At 38.0% G+C, this 19,807-nt stretch carries 16 protein-coding genes; 1 reads left to right on the top strand and 15 read right to left on the bottom strand.

Going from position 1 to position 19,807, the window contains the following annotated elements; all coding sequences use genetic code 11:
* Window positions 1-4: 4 nt before the first annotated feature.
* Genes ACOYVE_RS07535 through ACOYVE_RS07550 form a run of 4 tightly spaced genes read right to left on the bottom strand, consistent with a single transcriptional unit; the run spans window position 5 to window position 5,049 of the window.
* A complete protein-coding gene (locus tag ACOYVE_RS07535; protein ID WP_014854978.1) occupies window positions 5-1,408 on the bottom strand; it encodes a sugar transferase in 1,404 nt (467 codons plus the stop codon).
* An 18-nt stretch (window positions 1,409-1,426) separates the two neighbouring features.
* Window positions 1,427-2,614, bottom strand: a complete 1,188-nt coding sequence (lhgO, locus tag ACOYVE_RS07540) for an L-2-hydroxyglutarate oxidase (RefSeq protein WP_014854979.1) — start codon at window positions 2,612-2,614, stop codon at window positions 1,427-1,429.
* A gap of 42 nt (window positions 2,615-2,656) precedes the next feature.
* The gene (locus tag ACOYVE_RS07545; RefSeq protein ID WP_014854980.1) at window positions 2,657-3,835 is read right to left on the bottom strand and encodes a glycosyltransferase; all 1,179 of its coding nucleotides are present in this window, start codon (window positions 3,833-3,835) and stop codon (window positions 2,657-2,659) included.
* Window positions 3,832-5,049 carry a glycosyltransferase gene (locus ACOYVE_RS07550; protein WP_014854981.1) on the bottom strand — a complete coding sequence of 406 codons (1,218 nt, stop codon included), beginning with the start codon at window positions 5,047-5,049 and terminating at the stop codon, window positions 3,832-3,834. Before ACOYVE_RS07550 ends, ACOYVE_RS07545 begins: the two co-directional genes overlap by 4 nt.
* A gap of 92 nt (window positions 5,050-5,141) precedes the next feature.
* Between ACOYVE_RS07550 and ACOYVE_RS07555 the strand changes: the two genes are divergently transcribed.
* Entirely contained in the window at window positions 5,142-6,365 is a 1,224-nt protein-coding gene (locus tag ACOYVE_RS07555; RefSeq protein WP_422881438.1) for a glycosyltransferase, read from the top strand.
* Here ACOYVE_RS07555 and ACOYVE_RS07560 read toward each other — a convergent pair.
* The 11 genes from ACOYVE_RS07560 to murC form a co-directional block, all read right to left on the bottom strand.
* Window positions 6,354-7,610 (bottom strand): O-antigen polymerase, encoded by a 1,257-nt coding sequence (locus ACOYVE_RS07560; protein ID WP_014854983.1) that lies wholly within the window; start codon window positions 7,608-7,610, stop codon window positions 6,354-6,356. The genes ACOYVE_RS07555 and ACOYVE_RS07560 overlap by 12 nt on opposite strands.
* Before the next feature lie 11 nt (window positions 7,611-7,621).
* Window positions 7,622-9,052, bottom strand: coding sequence for a flippase (locus ACOYVE_RS07565; RefSeq protein WP_014854984.1), 1,431 nt, complete (start codon window positions 9,050-9,052; stop codon window positions 7,622-7,624).
* Entirely contained in the window at window positions 9,045-10,301 is a 1,257-nt protein-coding gene (locus ACOYVE_RS07570) for a GumC family protein (RefSeq protein WP_014854985.1), read from the bottom strand. The genes ACOYVE_RS07565 and ACOYVE_RS07570 overlap by 8 nt, the downstream gene beginning before the upstream one ends.
* 14 nt (window positions 10,302-10,315) lie before the next feature.
* Complete coding sequence (locus ACOYVE_RS07575) at window positions 10,316-11,779, bottom strand: SLBB domain-containing protein (RefSeq protein WP_014854986.1); 1,464 nt, start codon at window positions 11,777-11,779, stop codon at window positions 10,316-10,318.
* Window positions 11,780-11,866: 87 nt separating this feature from the next.
* Entirely contained in the window at window positions 11,867-13,021 is a 1,155-nt protein-coding gene (locus ACOYVE_RS07580; RefSeq protein WP_162098588.1) for a glycosyltransferase family 4 protein, read from the bottom strand.
* Window positions 13,022-13,081: 60 nt separating this feature from the next.
* On the bottom strand, window positions 13,082-14,101 hold the full coding sequence (rfbB, locus tag ACOYVE_RS07585) for a dTDP-glucose 4,6-dehydratase (protein ID WP_014854988.1): 1,020 nt from the start codon (window positions 14,099-14,101) through the stop codon (window positions 13,082-13,084).
* 12 nt (window positions 14,102-14,113) lie between these two features.
* A complete protein-coding gene (locus ACOYVE_RS07590; protein WP_014854989.1) occupies window positions 14,114-14,842 on the bottom strand; it encodes a hypothetical protein in 729 nt (242 codons plus the stop codon).
* Between the two features lie 240 nt (window positions 14,843-15,082).
* The gene (gene ftsZ / locus ACOYVE_RS07595; RefSeq protein WP_014854990.1) at window positions 15,083-16,390 is read right to left on the bottom strand and encodes a cell division protein FtsZ; all 1,308 of its coding nucleotides are present in this window, start codon (window positions 16,388-16,390) and stop codon (window positions 15,083-15,085) included.
* Between the two features lie 23 nt (window positions 16,391-16,413).
* Window positions 16,414-17,655, bottom strand: coding sequence for a cell division protein FtsA (gene ftsA, locus ACOYVE_RS07600; RefSeq protein WP_014854991.1), 1,242 nt, complete (start codon window positions 17,653-17,655; stop codon window positions 16,414-16,416).
* Entirely contained in the window at window positions 17,652-18,425 is a 774-nt protein-coding gene (locus ACOYVE_RS07605; RefSeq protein ID WP_014854992.1) for a cell division protein FtsQ/DivIB, read from the bottom strand. Before ACOYVE_RS07605 ends, ftsA begins: the two co-directional genes overlap by 4 nt.
* On the bottom strand, window positions 18,422-19,801 hold the full coding sequence (murC, locus tag ACOYVE_RS07610; protein ID WP_041356180.1) for a UDP-N-acetylmuramate--L-alanine ligase: 1,380 nt from the start codon (window positions 19,799-19,801) through the stop codon (window positions 18,422-18,424). Before murC ends, ACOYVE_RS07605 begins: the two co-directional genes overlap by 4 nt.
* Between the last annotated feature and the right edge of the window lie 6 nt (window positions 19,802-19,807).

The following is a 19,807-nucleotide window of genomic DNA, read 5'->3' on the forward strand; positions in this document are numbered from 1 at the left end:
ATGGTTATTCGTAATGACCTTTGCCGAACAATACTACAAAGACTGTCCGTAAAATTATCTTGAAGTCGAGCCGAAGACTCATGTTTTCGATATAGAACAAATCGTAGCGCAATTTGATTTTGACGTCTTCTATCGACTCGTCGTATTTATGTTTTACCTGCGCCCAGCCCGTTAAACCGGGGCGCACTTTAAGTCTTCTCTTATACAACGGAATTTCTTTGGAAAGTTTCTCAACAAAGTAAGGTCTTTCGGGACGGGGTCCCACAAAGCTCATGTCGCCTTTCAATACGTTGATAGCCTGCGGTATTTCGTCCAATCGAACTTTGCGCAGAAATTTTCCAACTTTTGTAATTCGCGGGTCTCCTTTGGACGACCATACGGGCCCGGTATGTTTTTCGGCGTCTTTTATCATCGTACGGAATTTAATAATCTTAAAAATTTTTCCGTTCATTCCGACGCGCTCCTGTTTATAGAAAACCGGTCCTTCGCTTTCGAGTTTTATAGCAATGGCGGCTAATATTGTGGCGGGCGAAGTAACAATCAACAACAACAGAGAGAATACTATATCCATAATCCGTTTTATTTTCTTTTCCCATTCGGGCATCAGTTCAGGCATAACGTCGATAAGCGGCGAACCGTAGAGTTGCAAAATCCGTGCTTGTCCGCTAATAATATCGTAAAGGTCGGCAATCATCTTAATTTCCACCCTTGTGCTGTCGCACTTGTCAATTACCTTAATTATCAATTCCTCGTCGTGTCTGTCCAGCGCAATGATTACGTTACGAATGTCGTTTTGTTCGATAATTTTTTCGAGTTCGTCGATAACGCCTTTAACTTCAATACTATCGTGAGATTTGCCTACGTGCCCTTTGTGAGTGGCTATGAAGGCTACGACGTCCAATCCGAACTCGGGATGACGCTTAATCGAATGCAGAATTTCTTTTGCTTTATCGTTAAACCCGACAATGAGAGCTTTCCTGCGACCGATGCCGTTAATCAGCAACCGGCGTTGCAAACTCCGTACTAACAATCTTCCGGAACCGACAAAGAAGAGGAAAATTCCCCAATAAAGAAGAATGAACAGACGGAACGACATTTGACCGTTTGTGGAATAGTCGTCCATAACGATAAGGAAGAAAAGAATAAAAATACCGACAAACGAAGCTTTGAAAAGAGTGGAGATTTCGTCGAAGCGCGAAAGCGCAAACCATGTTCTGTACATTCCGACGAAAATAAAGATAAGCAGCCAATAGATATAAACCGCAATCATGGGCAAGAAGAAGTCCGGTTGCGAAATCAGTTCGAACCACCCCGTATTAACCCGCAAGTAAAAGAAAAGGAACCAGGTAATATTAATCGTAACAAAATCGGTAACGAGAAGAAGAATTTTTTCTGTCTTTTTATTCAAACTTTTCTCCGAAAGTAACTATAACTTGTTCAACACGGTTTTCGAAATTTGTTCGCCGATAGCCAGAGACGCCGTTGCGGCAGGCGAAGGCGCGTTGCAGACATGTACGACTCTCTCGTCTTCCAGGATATAAAAATCGTCGAGCAGACCTCCGTTTCGGCTGCACGCCTGGGCTCTAACGCCGGCTCCGCCCGGAATTAAGTCATCCTCCTCAATTGACGGCATTAATCTCTTCAATTCTTTCACAAACGCTCTTTTGCTAAAAGAGCGGTAAAATTCGCCAAGTCCCACTTTCCAATACTTAAATGCAACTTTATAAAATCCGGGCCATGAAAAAATATCAAAACTATCTTTAAGATTAAAATCGAATTTCGAATAACCTTCCCTTTTGAAGCTGAGCACAGCATTCGGACCGGCTTCCAATTCGCCGCCGATCATACGCGTGAAATGGACTCCCAGAAACGGGAATGCGGGATTCGGCACCGGATAGACAAGCCCGTTAACGACCGATTGATTTTTGACTTTATAATACTCGCCGCGAAAAGGAATTATACGTATATCCAGGTTTGGATGAGTCATTTTGGCAATTCTGTCCGAATGCAACCCCGCGCACGACGCCACCCATTTCGAAACGAACGTTCCTTTATCGGTGATTACTTCGCAATTGTCCGTCTTAATTTTAATGTCCTTCACGCTTGCTTTTAATTCTATTTTACCGTCGAGTTCGAGTATTCTTTCGAGATAAGCGGCGGCTACTTTTTTAAAGTCGACGATTCCGGTTTGAGGCACATAAATGGCTTTGATACCCGCGGCGTTCGGCTCTATCTTTTTAATTTCATCCGGGCCGATAATTTTGAGTCCAGTCAGCCCGTTTTCTATGCCGCGGTTGTAGATATTCTCGAGCAGAGGAATTTGATCCTTCGATACCGCAGTGATTATTTTACCCGTCAGTTTATACTCGATATTTCTTTCCTCGCAAAATTCGAGGAGCATTTGGTAGCCTCGTCTGCAATTCAGGGCTTTTAGACTGCCGGGTTTATAATAAATTCCGGAATGAATAACGCCGCTGTTATTGCCCGTTTGATGCGCGGCAATACGGGCTTCTTTTTCGATTAAAAGGATTCTCAGCTTCGGATTAGTTTCCAGCAATTTCAATCCGGTAGCAAGTCCTACAATCCCCGCGCCTATGATGATGATGTCGTGCATGGTATCCAATGTGGTCTTATTAAATAAATTTTATATTTGGATTCATTTTTCAAAAGATATATTCATAAGAATTTCATTAAACTGGTTAGCAATATTTTCCCAATCATAGTACGCCTTTACATATTCGTATCCTTTTTCAGCAATATCTTTGCATAATTTATCATCATTCAAAAGCTTAACAATCAGTTCCACATAATCTTCCGGTGTTTTTGCAACCATAATCACTTCATCTGCGCCGTCAGCAAGCCCTTTAATTGTTAATTCGGAGGCAACACATGGTATTTTCATAGCTAATGCTTGTAATATTTTATTCTGCAATCCCGTGCCAATTTGCATTGGCGCGATAAACAATTTAGCCGACTTATAATAGTCGCGAACATCATCCGTCCAACCTTTAATAGTAATATAGTCAGATGAAAGAGATAAAACTTTACGTGAAGGCGAAGCGCCGGCAATAAGTACCTTTACATCATTCTTCTGCGCCAATAATTTCGGCAAGATTTTTTTAGCGATAAAAAACGAGGCATCAATATTCGGGGGATAACTTAAATTACCCGAAAAGAAAAGGTCATAAGTCTTTTCAGCCTCAATGTGGGTAAAGAAATTCAGATCGATTCCATTAGGAATTACCTTTACTTTTTCTCTGCCTTCAAAAGGAAGATAATTGCGATCTTCGTATGAAATAATGATATGTTTATTAAAATTTTCGAATACTGACTTCTCGTATTCTATCACTCTTTTATATTCAATATTCAGCAGCCATTTAAAAAATAAATTCGATTTACTAATTCGTCTCTCAATACCTTTAGAAATAATATCCACATAATCGATAATTTTAGGGATATTTGTTATCTCAGAGAGGTATTCGGCGGGGCGTATTAACTGACAAAAAATAACATCCGGTTTAAAGCTTTTAATAGCCTTATTAATTCTTTTTTTAATCCTTTGATTATAATAAAAGGCCACTTGAAAAGGGAGCTTGGAGAATAATTTACTAATTAGATTTAAGGCAATTTTCTGTTTAGGAAGAGGGACTACTTCAATGCCTGCGCATAATCTCATTAAAGGATTATCCTGAGGATTAAAATTTATATCTTCATCTATTGCAAATAAAAAAACATCATGTTTTTCTGACAAGTGTTTAATTTGATAGAAAGCACGCAGTTTATCTCCCTTATCGATTGGATAGGGTACTCTGGCGGTAAGGAAAAAGATTTTCATAATTGTGATTTAAAATATTGTTCCCGTTTCATATTAACTTTTTCTAATAAATAAGCCTCAATATCGCTTATAATGGTCTCTGTATTTAAGGCATCTACAATTCTTGAACTAACATCTCTCATATATGTTGTGCGAATATTAGTGTTATTAAATATGTTAATTATTTTATCGGCAAACTCCGCAGGTGAGTCTGCTATAAAAATATATTTTTTTATTTCCTCGTTAAATCCTTTTACCGCCAAACTAGTTGCCACAGTAGGAACACCAAGAGCTAAAGCCTCAATAATTTTATTCGGAGTTCCCGCTCCAAATCTAATTGGCGCTATATTTACTTCACTTATTAAATACTCAGTTCTTAAATCTTCCACAAACCCTTTAATAATCACATTTTCGCTTGCCATTTTTTTAACGTCTTCCGTCGGGTCTTTCCCAACTATATATAATTTTGCTTCTGGACACTTTTTTAATACTTTTGGAAATATTTCGTTAATAAAAAATATCACAGCATCTCGATTGGGGAAATAAGGCATGTTACCAGTAAAAATAATTCTATATTTTTCTGGTTTCGCATAACTATAATTAAATTCATCTTTATCTATTCCATTTACGAATAACTTAAAATTAGAGTCTATCTTTTTTCTTTCTAAATATTCTTTATCCACGTGCGAGCAAACAAAAGTAACATCAAATTTACTAGCAATATTCTCGTATTTTGACACTCTTTTTTTTTCAATATTAAAATATATCTTTTTCAATGGATTCTCCACAAATTCTAAAAAACGAGTTAAATACAATGAAACTGCATCTGTAAGATCGAGCACTTTAAGCGTATGAGGGCTAGATATGGCGGAATAATATTGAGCCGTTGTGAAAATATGAAAATATACTATATCATAATTATTTTCTTTTGTTAAAAAATTAATTTTTTCTTTCATTTTTTTATTTTGACGTGACAACACTTGCAACGGTAAATTAGAAAAAAAGAATTTCACGTACTTTATTAAAGATTTTATTATAGATATTTTTACAAAGTGTATTTTAATTCCCTTTTTGTCCAGTTCCTCTGCAAAAGTATAATCATTTTTATCTTTTATAAATGTAACAACAGTAATATCATTATTTCTGGATAAAATATTTATTATGTTATAAAGTCTTAATTTATCCCCCCGATATGGTGGGTACGGTATGCTGGGTGTTACGATTAATATCTTCATTTTATTTTTTTTTGTAAAGGAAATATAAAAAAAATTTATTTACATAATAATTTATGTAATATTGCGTATTAATTTTTTACTAGTTAGGAATTATGAACGTTTTACATATCAATAGTTACAATATAAAAGGGGGAGCAGAAACTGTATTTAATATAACAAGAAAGAACGAAAAAGTAGTCAATTATAGTGGTTTTGTTAGAACGGCTGGAAAAGAAAAACCGGATATTAATTTTTTATCTTGGGAAACAGATAATCCTTTAATAGGAGCAATAAATTATATTTATTCCATTCAAAATAAAAATAACCTAGATAAGTTTTTATCTGCAAATGATATTCATATAATTCATCTTCATGGATTCTTTTCATCCATATCTCCCTCTATTTTATCGACTATTAAGCATCACAAAAAAAGAAAAAATATTAAAGTAGTTCAGACTCTTCATGATTTCCATCTTTTATGTCCAAATGGAGGTCTATACAATTTTAATAAAAATATTATATGCGAAAAATGCATTAACAAAAAAGTTAAATACAGTATTTTTTTTAACAACTGCGACAGAAGAGGATTAATTTATTCTACTATCAAAGGCTTTAGAAGCTTAATAAGTAACAACTTATTACATCATGAAAAGATAGTCGATAAATTTATATGTCCCAGTAAGTTTATTCAAAATAAATTAATTGAATCTGGTGTTGACCCGAATAAATTAGAGTTAATAAGAAATCCTGTTATAATCACCGAAACCAAACCGCAAGGTACAAAAGACAATATAATATGCTATTTCGGCAGACTCTCTAAAGAAAAGAATCTTGATTTTCTAATCAATACATTTTCTTACTGGAAACAAATTACCTCCAACAATTTCAAATTATTCATAATCGGTAGCGGCGAAGAAAGAGAAAATTTATTAAATATTAGAAATAAGAGTAATTGTAAAGAAGAAATATTTTTTTTCAGTTATATGCCTTTTAATGAACTACTGAAAAAGCTAATTGATGTTAAATATTTTGCTTTAACTTCAAAATGCTATGAAGTAGCACCGATGTCCGTTATTGAAGCTCTCTCCATAAATATCTTACCTATTGTACCCAATATAGGTGGCATGAAAGAAAGCATTGAATTAATTAATAATATTGGAGCGGTATACGAAGCTGGAAATAAAGACTCATGGATCTCTGCTATTAATAATTTAGAGACTAATTATACCCATAAAATGTCTGAACTTTCAGAAAATAAAAACGAAATATTAAATAAGCTTAGCGTTCAGAATTACTTGAACAAAATTAGTAATTTGTATTATTCTCTAATGACTTGATTTTTGCTGAGCTTCGATATGTATTGTTATCGAGTAAATTAAAAAAGTATTAAAAACAAAATGAAGGAATGTCATAACCGGCACAAAAAAAGAAAATAAAATCACAAAAGTAAAAATCGAATACATTGCCACAGTATTTAAGGAAGGGGTTTTTCTCATTTTGTAATAAAAATGCGTAAAAAGAATTCCTATAAATAATGGAAATAAAAACAAACCAAAGACTCCGTAATCCCAATAATATACAAAGAACATAGTGTATGTATTATAATTGTTAGTTATCAGATGCGGAAATTCTGGGAGCCTTAGGTATTCAGCAATAATATGTTTCAATCCAGAAATTGCAAATATAAAATCAAAGGATAATAAACCATATGCAAAGTTTTCAATTTTATTTACTGCGTGTGAAAAATTTTCCAAATTCATAACAACATACATGTATGGTTCAGTAAAAAATGCGTACTTTACACTGAATTTCATATCGCTCAAATAATACAAATAATTAGCGATTGTTCCTGTCAACCTAATAAACGTCATGCCAAACATAATACTAAAACCGACTATTGTTATTAATAACACATTGCGAAACCGTAGCATGTTAGTAAAATAATACATTGTGGCCATAATCATAATAATTGCAAAAGCGATATAGTAGCGTTGCAATAAAAATGCATATGTTAAAAAAGTAATAAGAAAAACCACTAATAAGATCAACTTTTTGTTTCTTTCCTTCCTTGTTATTATAAAATATAAATAGATAAAATAAATTATTGAAGGAAATGATTGGACAAATAACCCGAATCCAAAAATGCCCCAATCATTTCGGGCTACACCTGGATATTTTGTAAATAATGGTATATACCCTATTACCAATGCGGATATAATGTAAGATATAATATAAGCTGTGAACAGCAGTAAAATATATTTAAAAAGAAGATCTGTATTAAATGAATTTCTGCTAATAAATTGCCTTAATGTCATAATATTAGAAATGGGCTTACCTACATTAATTGTATACACGATAAAAAAACCAAGCAAAAAAGAAGCTATTGCAATAAGCAACATTAACCAACTAAATAAAGTCCAATCATTTTGATATCGACTAAATTTAAGTTCCGTTAACCCTATTGACAGGAGCCATATAATTATAAATAAACGCGCTGGCGCAAATACATCAGTATTTTTTTTAAACAATGATAAAAATAAGATTATGGTTATTCCGAAACATATAATTGATACTAGAGGCATACTATTTTAATTTATGGTATTCTATAATCTCTATGTAATAATACTTTTTTTTCTTCTTCAGACAGAAAAAAGTAAAAAATAATTACCCAGAATAATAATATTACAATTGGAACTGCAACAAACATACTAACATCTCTGAAAAACCAACATAAATACGCAATTATAATTGAAATCGACATAAAATATAAAATTTGTTTATCCTTAAAGTATTCTTTAGCATTTTCAAAGCAGTTTAAATAATAGATTACGCCGACAAATAAATTTGTAACAAGTGAAACAGAAGCAGCGCCCCAAACTCCATATTTTGGTATAACAAAATAATTTAACAAAAAATTTAGCAGCGTAGCTATAAGAACTGTATACATTCTAATTTTTTGTTTATTTGAAGTAGTTAGTAATAAGGCATATGTTTCTATAGAGAACCTTATTAAAAGTACAAAAGCAAAAATTCTTAGCACAAATATTGAATTTTCATAATTTTCACTACCATAGATAAATAAAATTATTTGCTCTGCATATACAAAAATTAAAATTGATATGGGAACGACTACTGCAATCAACACCTTATTCATCATTTTCCCTATCTTCTTCCACAAAGTATAATTTTCCCCATTTAGCCTTGATAACATTGGCATTAAAGTATTTACAATAATATCAGGTATTACCAAAGGCAGCATAATTAATTTATATGCCGCTTGATATATTCCAACCGACTCATCCCCTTTCCATATTGCCAGAAGTATTGTATCCAATTGAAAGAACAAGTTATTAAATATTAGAAATACACCAAAAACTACAATTTTGCTCTTGATCTCTTGAATCCCATTAAAATAAAACTTAAATGATACATCTTGCAGAATTTTTTTGCTATACAAAATTCCTACGAAAAAACCTATCATTCGTGAAAAAGCAAATATACAAGCAATTATTACTATATTAATTTTTAGAAGAACTAAAGGCAACACCAAAGAAATTAGCACTAAATTCATCGCCAAATTTATCTTGGTTTCGTATTCAAGAAGCTCAAATCCTTTATATAAAGCGGAGATATAGTTAGACAATGCGGAGAAAAAAGTATAAAAACTTAGAATAAATATCAGCAGTTTAGTTTCGTAACTGAAACTACCCAATATCATAACGAGCCACATTAATAACAAAGCCGTTACTGAGAAAATAGATTTTATCGAGAATATTTGTCGAAATAGCTTTAAGGCATTGTTTCTGTTGCGCGCTATCTCTGTTGTAAGTAAAATATCGAGTCCAAAATCCGCTATAATAATAAAATTTGCGGCTAATACCTGGGCAGAGGTAAATTGTCCAAATATTTTAGGGCCATAATACCGTGCGATTATCCAAAAAATAAAAACATTTACCGTTAATCGAGAAAGAATTGTTATTGTAGAGAATACTGAGTTTCTCCGAACTCTAACTATCTCATGCATTCTTTTTCCTATTTTTCATTATCATTCCCAAGTCGGCACTGATAGCTGCCCTAATAAAGTCATACTTCTGCGGTGCATAAATTTTCATCTTAGCAAAAAATTCTATGAGAAAAACAATGAAAAGCCCTAACATTAATGAAGATACAAAACTTACCGCCGCATAGATACTTCCCTTCGGTTTTGCTTTCCTGTCTGCAGGACCGGCTTTGTCGAGCACAAGCACGCTTGGCGTATTTCGCACTTCTTCAACTTTAGCCTGCTCGTACAGCGGTTGAATAAATTCTAATATTTTGTATTGAATTTCCAAATTCCTGTAAATTTTAAGATATTCATTGCCCAGTTCCGGCGCTTCCTTGAACGGAATTAATAATTTTACATCCTGCTGAGACTCGTCCTTACCCGTATTGAGCAAGTCGATCTTCTTTTTAAGCTCGTTCAATTCAATTTGAGTAGTATGCGCAAGAGGATGGTCGACGCCGTACATTTGCTTTACGACATTATATTCCACTTCCTTTCGATACATATCAAGATAAATACTCGACATTGACTTTACTGTGGCTTCAAGCTGTTCGGGTACCGCAATTACTCCGTATTTTTCTTGGAATTTCTGCATCTCCGTTTCGAGGTTTTTAATATCCTCCAGGTTTTGCAAATATCTTTTTTCAATAAACTCCCTGTTTGCTTTTGCATTCGTAACGCTCAGTTGCGTATTGATTTCATTAAGCTTTTCAACCATATAATTAGCAATATCCGCGGCTTTTTGCGGATCCTTGTCGTACACTGTAATCGTAAGATTGCCTTCGTCCTGGATTTCCAGATCGAGATTCGACTGCCATTCTTTGACTACTTTTTCGTAGTAGTCGTCTTCCATGTCGTATTCTTCGCGGAGCTTGAATTTTTTTATTATATCATCTGTTAAAGTAGCGCTTTTGAGAATCGCTATATACCGATCCGTTTCAGTGTTGCCGCCGGTCAATGCCGCCAAGCCTTTACTGGCTGAAAAGCCTTTTGCCAAACTCGACAATCCGGATAACGTAGACAACAAATCGTTTCTGTCCGCCGCTAATACCGAAGCTGTCGATTTATACCATTTTGGAGCGAGCAAAGCATAAACCGTTGCTCCTACTGTTATCGTAAAGACAAACCAGAATAAAAATTTTCTGTATTTTACCAGCACCGTTAAAAATTCTATAAACGTAGCGCCCACTACTTCCGTTTTTTGTTCGGTTGGTTGATTTTCTTGATTCATAATTCTTCCGTTAATTATTTAGTTACCTGCATAATTAATATTACGATTGTCGCTATGCTGCCGATTATGCTCAGCACATTGCCGGTTCTTTCCACGTAAAACCAGGTAGTTCTCGGAATTTCTTTCGGCACATAGATATAATCGCCCGGTTCTATTTTCAGTTTGTCGATTTCTTTTGTAACCCAATTTTTCTCTTTCCCTTTTATAACTACTATCTCATCTTCGTCTTTTGCAGTCTCTGCAAGTCCCCCGGCTTTTTCGATGTAATATTTATAATTCATATCGGGCGCATACTTAAAATAACCCGCTCGGGGCACCTGCCCGAAAACGTATACATATTCGAATTTGGACGGTATCAGAATAACGTCCCCGTCTTTTATTAAAAACTTACCTTCGTCGGAATCCGGATCGCTGATTTTTGTGAAATCGACAAGCGATTCGGCTCCCAGTATTCTCAATTGATTGTCGATATTAAAGAAGAGAGAATCTTCTTCCGTAATATTTGCAAGGCGCAGCATTTCCAACAGTTCTTTTTGCTGATGCAGACGCAGTTGCGTTTCCGGCTGCAGTAAATCGTTACGGTTTTCAACGAATTCCGGGGCGAGTTTATCCTTCCTCAAAATATTATCGGCAGTATAATTCCTCAATACTTCGGCTCTGTATAAATCGGCGTTTGGAGTAAATCCTCCCGCTCTTCGGATAACTTCGCTAACGGGCAAACCTTCGGCGGTTAAATAGACATAGCCCGGATTTTTCACTTCGCCAAGCACGAGAGTTTTATAATCGTGGCGTTTATTTTCCCCGGCAACTATTCTTATCCTGTCGCCTCTTTTTAGTTCAATGTTTTCGAAAATAGCGGTCCGAATAATTTCTTCCGACAAACCGTTTTCAGAGAGCCGATAGATTTCCGCTTTTTCTACATTTTCATATGCCTTGCTAACGCCTCCGGCGAACAATAGAGCGTCGGACAATCTGTCGCCTTCCACGAATTGAAATTTTGTCGGTTTGTTGACCGCGCCGGATATGTCGATAAAATCTTTCTCTTCGTCGTAATCCGGAAAAATTATAACGTCGTCGTTTCTCAGATACGGATTGTATCTAAAGTCGCCCGTCAGCCTGAATTTCAGCAAATCGATATTCAAGTTAGTTCCGTCAGAGCGCAAAAGTCTTATTCCTCGCAGAGGATAACTTTCCAACTGTTTCTTAACAACGTTGATAGTTTCGAGTTGGGTTAACGACGTAAGCGCTTGCTGCTGCGCTTCGATAAAAAGCGAAGTAACGAAATGATCGAGCCTTTGAACCGGAAATGCAGTAAAAGAACCCGTAACAATAAAATTACCGCCGACGGTAACTGTAATCGGCTGCGTCAATAACGGTGACTTGTCGTTTTTCGTAGTATTGAAATCGTTTAGTTGCGCGGATGTTACAGTAGATATAAAAAATATCAGAAGGAAGAGAAATCTCTTTTGTATTCTCATTTTCCAATGCCGGTTAATTTTAAAATATTTTTGGATATCGACCCAAAAAATAGAACATTTACCGCACCCAAACAAATATTTTCAAACCTAATTCGCCTTTAATATTTTTTCGTAAACGCTTATCAACTTTTCATAATGAAAAGTCCGGTTAAATTTATTTTTTGCCGTTTGAAGCGCCCGTTCGCACATCTTCTCATATTCCCTTTCTTCGAGAGCATAAGCCTTATATATCGAATCGGTCAGTGCGTTGATGTCGTTTGCTTTATATAAAAAACCGTTTTTTCCGTTTTCAACGATTTCGGGAATGCCACCCGCATCCGGCGCTATTACGGGTCTGCCTGAGGCAAAAGCTTCAATTACAGCGTACGGATTGTTTTCATAAACTCTCGACGCGATTATTACAAAATACGATTGAATAATTTTTTCTCTTATTTCGCCTCTGCCGATTCTTCCCAAAAATTTAACGTTGCTTTTAGCTGAATTTTTAAGAAGGATATATAAACTTCCTTCGCCTGCGATTTCCAGTTTTAGCCTACCCATTTCGCCAAACGCCTCGACCAAAACGTCCGTTCCTTTGGCATATTCGATTCTTCCGACATACAAAAAATTTTTTTTCGAAGGTTTTGTAATTCTGTTTTCAATGTTATCCGTAAAATTGTATAAAACATCCGCCCTGTTTTCTATTTCGGGAAATATGTTTAGAAATTTCTTTCTTGTAAAAAAGCTTACAAAAAGAAAATAATCGAAATATTTTCTGAAATTAAGAAACGCGTCTCTGAAGTAACCGTCAACTGCCAGCAAAATACTCCTGAACAGACCTCTTGCCGAGCAGTTGTACAATATGCAGTTATAATATTTGCCCCCGGCGCATTTTTCGCATACGCCGTGTTTCCTGTTATAAAATTCCCATACCGGACATAAATATTTGAAACCGTGTATTGTTGCTACTATTGGAATTTTGTTTTTCTTTAATACTGGCAATATCGAGAATGTAAGTCCGCCGTTGATATTATGAATGTGGGCTATATCGGGTTTGATTTTTTCGATTACCCGTTGCAGCGCGGAAGCCGATTTAATTGAATAAAAAGAGTCGAGCGTTTTTAATAATCTTTTTCCGGGACGAGACGGGAAATATTTTAAGTATTCCGATTCGTAATTTTCAGGCGATTTCAAACCGAAGGGTATTACGGTATGACCATATTCTGCAAGTAATTTTTCAGTGGACAAGAACAGGGTTTCCACTCCTCCGCAATGGTAATAGTTTTTATTGCAGAGTAAAATTTTCATCTATTAAGAAATAAATTAATCCGATCCGTACTGCGTTTTATAATACTTTTGATACTCGCCGGAAATCACGCGTTCCCACCACGATTTATTTTCCACGTACCAATCGATAGTGTTATCGAGCGCCGTTTCGAACTCGATTTCAGGTTTCCAGCCGAGCTCGTTTTGAATTTTTGACGAGTCGATAGCATAACGGCGGTCGTGGCCAGGTCTGTCTTTCACATATTCAATCAGGTCTTCGGACTTATTCAATTTTTTCAGTATAAGTTTTACTATTTCGATATTCTTCATTTCCCTGCTAGCGCCGATATTATATACTTCTCCCGGCTTGCCTTTTTCAAAAACCAATTCCACCGCTCTGTTATGGTCAGCCACATGAATCCAGTCCCGCACGTTTAAGCCGTCGCCGTAAACGGGAAGTTTTTTATTGTTGAGCGCGTTGATAATCATTAACGGTATCAACTTTTCCGGAAATTGGTAGGGTCCGTAATTATTCGAACATCTTGTAATTACCACAGGAAGTCCGTAAGTATGATGAAATGCGAGAGCCATCATATCCGCAGCGGCTTTACTCGACGAGTACGGACTGTTGGGCGACAGAGGCGTCGATTCGGTAAACAATCCCTCGGGTCCCAGACTGCCGTAAACTTCGTCCGTCGAGACCTGCAAAAATTTTTCCGCTCCGTGCCGCCGCGCCGCTTCGAGCAATACGTTCGCGCCAATAACGTTTGTTCTGAAAAAAACTTCCGAACCCAGTATGCTTCTGTCGACGTGCGATTCGGCGGCAAAATTGATAACATACTTTATATTGTATTTGGCAAACAGATAATCGACCAGTTCCCTGTTAGCGATATCGCCTTTAACGAATGAATAATTCTTATAGCTTTCTACCGGTTTCAGATTTTCCAGATTGCCGGCATAAGTCAATTTATCGAGATTTACGACGAACCAGTCGTCGTGTTGCGGCAGCAGGTTGTTGATGAAATTGCTTCCGATAAATCCCGCGCCGCCCGTAATAAGAATTGATTTTTGACTCATAATTTTACCCTCTCAATAAGAAAAAAAGCCGAGATAAATTCCCGTTTGAATAAAGAATGTGTTTGAATTTAAGTCCGAAGGCGCGCCTTCGATTTTTTTTCCGTTGTTAATTTCCCAATCGCCTCCGAAAGTAAAGGAATATCCCCCGCCTATTCTGAAGGCAATAAACCGATTGAGAGGAATATCGAAATTGACTGTGGGGGCAAACAGATAAGAAGTTTTGGTCAATTTATCGCTTACCTCGCGAGTCATGACATTGCTTGAGGTTTTTTGCCACAAATTTTCCCACGTATAATTCATGCTCGACTGGTAAATTTCTATTTCACTCGACGCTATTCCGATAATACCTCCGAAAGAAACAGCAACCCGGTGAATTGAGGGAAGCGTATATTCAACCGTCAATCCTCCCAAGCCGTAGCCGTATTTAACTTCCTTATCGAATTCGCCTACTCTTCCGGAAGAGCTGATAGATCCGCTCAGTCCGATACCGCCGATTCGCAGATTTTCGACAAACATAATATAAGCATAGCCGCTTCCGCCCCAGGCAATCATTCCGTTTTCGGATAAGCCGCTCAATCCGGCGTTCTTTATTTGTTCGTTAACGGGATCGACGTTGGGGAATAAATAGACCGGATTAACGCCGCCGGCTAATCCGAAACGGGCGACCCATCCTACCTCGGCATTCTCCTGGGCATATATTACGGAGATCGACACAATCATTAAAACCAATAGTCTTTTCATATTATTCTTTCCGAATTGTTTGTGGCAAAATAAGAAATTATCGAATAAACTTAAAAGCGGCGGGATACTAATATTTTTTACGGCTATGGATTGATACAGAATTTATTAATAGCCGGCGGTAATATTATTGAATAATATAAGATGATTTTTATAAATACATTATATAAAAAAGGCCGGACTGATTTTAATAGATTCTCTCGTCACCACAACAAGGATAATCAAATCCGGCCCGTTTTTATTTTAGTCCATTATTTTTCTTAAGAACGAAGACGAGTCTTCATCGTCGTTGCTATTGTTATCTTTGTAGTCGTTTTTGTTTTTTGTTTTGAATCCGGATTGAATTTCTTCCATTTCCGTTTCGGGAAAGAGTTTCATATCTCCGCGGACACGGGAAATTGTCGGTATGTTCAGATCCTGCTCGTCAATATTTGTTTCGTTCAAAATTATTTTTTCTTTTGAAAATCCGCCGAACGAAGGCACGGACTTTTTGTCTTTGCCCGAGCTTTTACCTTCCTTTCTAAAACTGCCAATCCCGTTAGTATCGAGGTCGTCGCCGAAGCCGGTGGCAATAACCGTATATGAAATATAGTCGTTCATATCTTCTTTGTTGACAATGCCGAAAATTACGTTGGCTTCTTCGCCGGCTGCTTCGAAGATAATATTATTTCCGGCTTCGACTTCCTGCATTGTCATATTCGACGAGCCCGACACATTAAGCAGAATATTTTTTGCGCCTTTTATGGAAACGCCTTCCAGGAGCGGCGACGAAATTGCTTTTTGAGCCGCTTCGACCGCGCGATTTTCGCCGCTTGCAATTCCGCATCCCATCAATGCATGACCGCTGTCGCGCATAACGGTTCTTACGTCGGCAAAGTCGACATTGATAATTCCGGTCATTGTAATAATGTCGGCAATGCCGCGCGTGGCTTCGTAGAGAATTTCATTGGGTTTATCGAACGCGGCGCGAGCCGCTGTGGCTGTGTCGATAATACTGAGTATTCTGCTATTGGGAATAACAATGAGACTGTCAACGTATTGTTTCAATTCTTTAATGCCTTCTTCGGCGTTTTTCATCCTCTTTTTGCCTTCCCAGCTGAAAGGTTTCGTTACAATGCCAACGACGAGAGCGCCGAGACTTTTGGCTATCGAAGCCACAATGGGAGCTCCGCCTGTGCCTGTGCCGCCGCCCATTCCCGCCGTTACGAATACCATATCGCTTCCGTCGAGAATGCGCGTAATTTTTTCCCGATCTTCTTCGGCGGCTTTTTTGCCAACGTTGGGATCGGCTCCGGCGCCGAGTCCGCGCGTTACGTTTGTGCCGATTTGAATTTTATGATGAGCGGAACTGTTCTGAAGAACCTGAGCGTCGGTATTAATTGCCACGAATTCGACTCCGGTCAAACCGCGGTGAATCATACTGTCGATTGCATTGCAGCCGCCGCCGCCGATTCCGACTACTTTCAGAACAGCCGATAAATTCTGTGTATCTTCCCTGTCGAGAGTTACAAATTTGAGTCTTTCTTTTCTTCCGTCGGTATAGTCAGTCATATTTCCTCCTTGTTGTGGTAGATTTATAAATTCTCAAAAAACTCTTGTATTTTTTTGAACAGATTTATTTTAATCGGTTTCTTTTCTTTTTTAATATCTTTTGCGTCGGAAAATTCGGTAACCGATTTGCCCGGCATTCCTTTAATTAATCCCGCCGCAGTTGCAAATTCGGGGCTTTCGATTTCACCGGAGAGTCCCGTGCCCAATTCGAGCGGCACTCCGATTCTGGCGGGCAGCCCGAAAACTTCTTCAGCCAGTTCAGTGCATCCTCTCAAAAGCGAACCTCCGCCTGTAAGCACGACGCCCGCCTTAATTTTATTTTTCAATCCAGCCTGGCGCAATTCATTATCGATAAGCATAAAAAGTTCGCGCATTCTTACGCTTATTATTTGGGTCAACAGCGTCAAAGGAATTTTAATATTGCCCCGCGCTCCTACGCCTTTTATATAAATATCCTCGTCTTTAATAATTGCGCTTTCCAGGGCATAGCCGTATTCTTTTTTCAATTTTTCGGCGTCGGCAGTAACAATGCCGAGAGTTTCCCGAATGTCGTTGGTAACCTGGTTGCCCGCCACTCCGATTACTTTCGTATGTTTTATCGATTTGTGATGAAAAACTGCGATGTCGGTTGTGCCGCCGCCGATATCGATTAACAGAACGCCGAGGTCTTTTTCGTTTTCCTCCAGCACCGACAAACTCGAAGCAATCGGCTGAAGAATCAGTTCTTTAATCTTATAACCGGCTCGTTCTACCGATTTTTTAATGTTTTGAATAGCCGGTACCGAAGCCAAGACCACATGATTAACCGCTTCGAGCCTCGCGCCGCACATTCCGATCGGGTCTTCGATGCCTCCCTGATAGTCGACAAAAAATTCTTCCGGTATAATGTGAAGTATTTGTCTGTCGGACGGAATTCTTATTGTATGTACGTCCGACTTGAGACGGTTCAGGTCTTCTTCGGTAATTTCCCTTTCGGGATTGTTGATCGTTACATAGTTTCGGTGTCTCAGACTCGTCACATGCTCGCCTGCGACGCCCACATTAATTTCTTCGACGCTCAAACCGGCTCTGTTTATTGCGATGTTCATTGCCTCGCTTATTGCCTCGGCAGTCTTGGATATATTCGCAACGAGACCGCGATTCAATCCTTCCGAGGGAGCCACGCCGAATCCTAGTATGTTAATATTGTCCTCCGCGTGTTCGGCAATTACTGCGCAAACTTTCGTAGTCCCCAGATCGAGTCCGGCTATAATATTTCTTTTCATGTTTGATCTTCTCCCGATATTAAACTATCTGCGGCAAAGCCGAAATAAATATGTTTGTTATACCTCAAATCGACATACTCAATTAAATTATTAGCTTCTTTCCCTTTCAGATAATTCCAAAGCGCATTGAAATAAACTATTTTTCTCGCTTCGTCGCGCCTGCCAAAAACGACAGGATAATCGAACAGAGAAAAAGTCATTACCACATCTCCCCCGTTTCTCATATCGATAACCGAAATGTTGCTGTATAACTCGGGGTTGACGAGTTTTATCCCGCTCAAAATTTTTGAGGCGGTCGCTATGTCGTTATTTTTCTTCAAACTTATAAACGGTTTAATTTCTCCATCCAGATAAGGATTTGTAATAACAGGATAATCGACGCGTTCCGTTCCTTCCAATAACGGCACCGGTTCAAGATTGTCGGTAATCAGGAAATGCTTTTGATTATCGATTAATACGGCGTCGAATTTTTTTTCATGCAGTATAACCGTAACTTTCCCGTTATTTGCAAAACTTACATCCGCATATTTTACGTATGGATGCTTTTCCATCCGGTCTTTGATAACCTGCAGAGTCAGTTTTCCGTAATTTTTTCTCTCCAGCAAATTTGCAAAGTCCAAGTACTTTTCTTTTGAAAGATGATTGTTGCCTTCCAGCGTAATCAAATCAATTTTGTAATTTTCTTTTTCTAGAGTAGCCGCGAAATATCCGATAATCGAAATCAGCAGCGCCAAGAATACTATACCCGCTATGTATCCTTTGTTTTTCATTTATTTTCAGATTTTAAGTAGTCGACAAACTTTTCTCCGTATTTCCAGATGTCGCCCGCGCCGAGTGTAATTATTATGTCGCCTTTTTTATAAATCGATTTGAGCAGTTCGGGTATCTTATTTTTATCGGGTTCGTAAATCACGTTTTTATGGCCGAATTTTTTGGCTGCCTCGGCAATCATCTGTCCGGAGACTCCTTCGATCGGTTTTTCTCTTGCCGGGTAAACGTCGGTGCAAATAAAAACGTCGGAATTAAGAAACGAGCGTCCGAATTCCAGATAAAAATCGCGCGTTCTCGAATAAAGGTGCGGCTGAAACACTGCTATCAGTCTTCTTTTCCAACCTTTGCGGATGCCGTCCAGAGTTACGTTTATTTCCGTCGGATGATGTCCGTAATCGTCTATAACCATAACATCGTTGTCGTACTTTTTCTCGAAGCGGCGGTATACACCTGTAAACTCGCCCAGAGCTTTTTTAATCGTATCAAACGGCACTCCGAGTTCCTTTGCAATCGTAACTGCCACAAGCGAATTTTTTATGTTGTGGACGCCCGGCACGTTAAGTTTAATCCTTCCGAGTATTTCTTCTTTATAAACGACCGTATATTCTGACGAATTTTCTTTATGAGTAATATCGACCGCTTGCACGTCGGCTTGAGGCGAGAGTCCGTACGTAAAAATTTTCTTTTTAATCAAAGGTATAATGTCCTGCAGCGCCGGTTCGTCGAGGCAAAGCACGACAAAGCCGAAGAACGGCACTTTGTTGGCAAATTCTACAAACGCCGATTTAATGTCGTCCAGGTCTTTATAAGTATCGAGGTGTTCCTTTTCGAGCGTGGTAATTGCCGCAATGACAGGAGTCAACATCAAAAAAGTTCTGTCGAATTCGTCGGCTTCGACTACAATGTAATCGCCGTTTCCCAGACGAGCGTTCGTGCCGCCCAGCCCGCTCAACTTTCCGCCTACGATTATTGTGGGATCGATGCCCGCTTCAGTCAATACCAGTCCCACCATTGACGTAGTAGTCGTTTTACCGTGAGTGCCCGCAATACCGATACCGTATTTCATTCTCATACATTCGGCAAGCATTTCCGAACGTTTTATCACTGGAATCTTTTTTTCGATAGCGGCGCTTACTTCCGGATTATCTTTATTCACAGCCGAAGAATAAACCACTACGTCGGCTCCTTCGATATTAGCCGGATCGTGGCCTTCGTAAATTTTTATTCCGAGAGATTCAAGTCTATCCGTAATTTCCGTCTTGTTCAAGTCGGAACCCGTAATATTGAACCCTTGATTCAATAAGATTTCCGCAATTCCGCTCATGCCGATTCCGCCTATGCCCACGAAGTGAACGTTTTTTACAGTTTTCATCATCATAAA

It is taken from the genome of Melioribacter sp., from assembly GCF_049325435.1.
Lineage (GTDB): Bacteria > Bacteroidota > Ignavibacteria > Ignavibacteriales > Melioribacteraceae > Melioribacter > Melioribacter roseus.

Excerpts from the sequence above, each read along its gene's own strand:
- ACOYVE_RS07565 (WP_014854984.1), bottom strand. The coding sequence starts at position 9,052 with ATGCATGAGATAGTTAGAGTTCGGAGAAACTCAGTATTCTCTACAATA.
- ACOYVE_RS07605 (WP_014854992.1), bottom strand. The coding sequence starts at position 18,425 with ATGAAAAACAAAGGATACATAGCGGGTATAGTATTCTTGGCGCTGCTG.
- ACOYVE_RS07550 (WP_014854981.1), bottom strand. The coding sequence starts at position 5,049 with ATGAAGATATTAATCGTAACACCCAGCATACCGTACCCACCATATCGG.
- ftsZ (WP_014854990.1), bottom strand. The coding sequence starts at position 16,390 with ATGACTGACTATACCGACGGAAGAAAAGAAAGACTCAAATTTGTAACT.
- ACOYVE_RS07560 (WP_014854983.1), bottom strand. The coding sequence starts at position 7,610 with ATGCCTCTAGTATCAATTATATGTTTCGGAATAACCATAATCTTATTT.
- ACOYVE_RS07575 (WP_014854986.1), bottom strand. The coding sequence starts at position 11,779 with ATGAGAATACAAAAGAGATTTCTCTTCCTTCTGATATTTTTTATATCT.
- ACOYVE_RS07545 (WP_014854980.1), bottom strand. The coding sequence starts at position 3,835 with ATGAAAATCTTTTTCCTTACCGCCAGAGTACCCTATCCAATCGATAAG.
- rfbB (WP_014854988.1), bottom strand. The coding sequence starts at position 14,101 with ATGAGTCAAAAATCAATTCTTATTACGGGCGGCGCGGGATTTATCGGA.
- ftsA (WP_014854991.1), bottom strand. The coding sequence starts at position 17,655 with ATGAAAAGAAATATTATAGCCGGACTCGATCTGGGGACTACGAAAGTT.
- ACOYVE_RS07570 (WP_014854985.1), bottom strand. The coding sequence starts at position 10,301 with ATGAATCAAGAAAATCAACCAACCGAACAAAAAACGGAAGTAGTGGGC.
- lhgO (WP_014854979.1), bottom strand. The coding sequence starts at position 2,614 with ATGCACGACATCATCATCATAGGCGCGGGGATTGTAGGACTTGCTACC.
- murC (WP_041356180.1), bottom strand. The coding sequence starts at position 19,801 with ATGATGAAAACTGTAAAAAACGTTCACTTCGTGGGCATAGGCGGAATC.
- ACOYVE_RS07590 (WP_014854989.1), bottom strand. The coding sequence starts at position 14,842 with ATGAAAAGACTATTGGTTTTAATGATTGTGTCGATCTCCGTAATATAT.
- ACOYVE_RS07555 (WP_422881438.1), top strand. The coding sequence starts at position 5,142 with ATGAACGTTTTACATATCAATAGTTACAATATAAAAGGGGGAGCAGAA.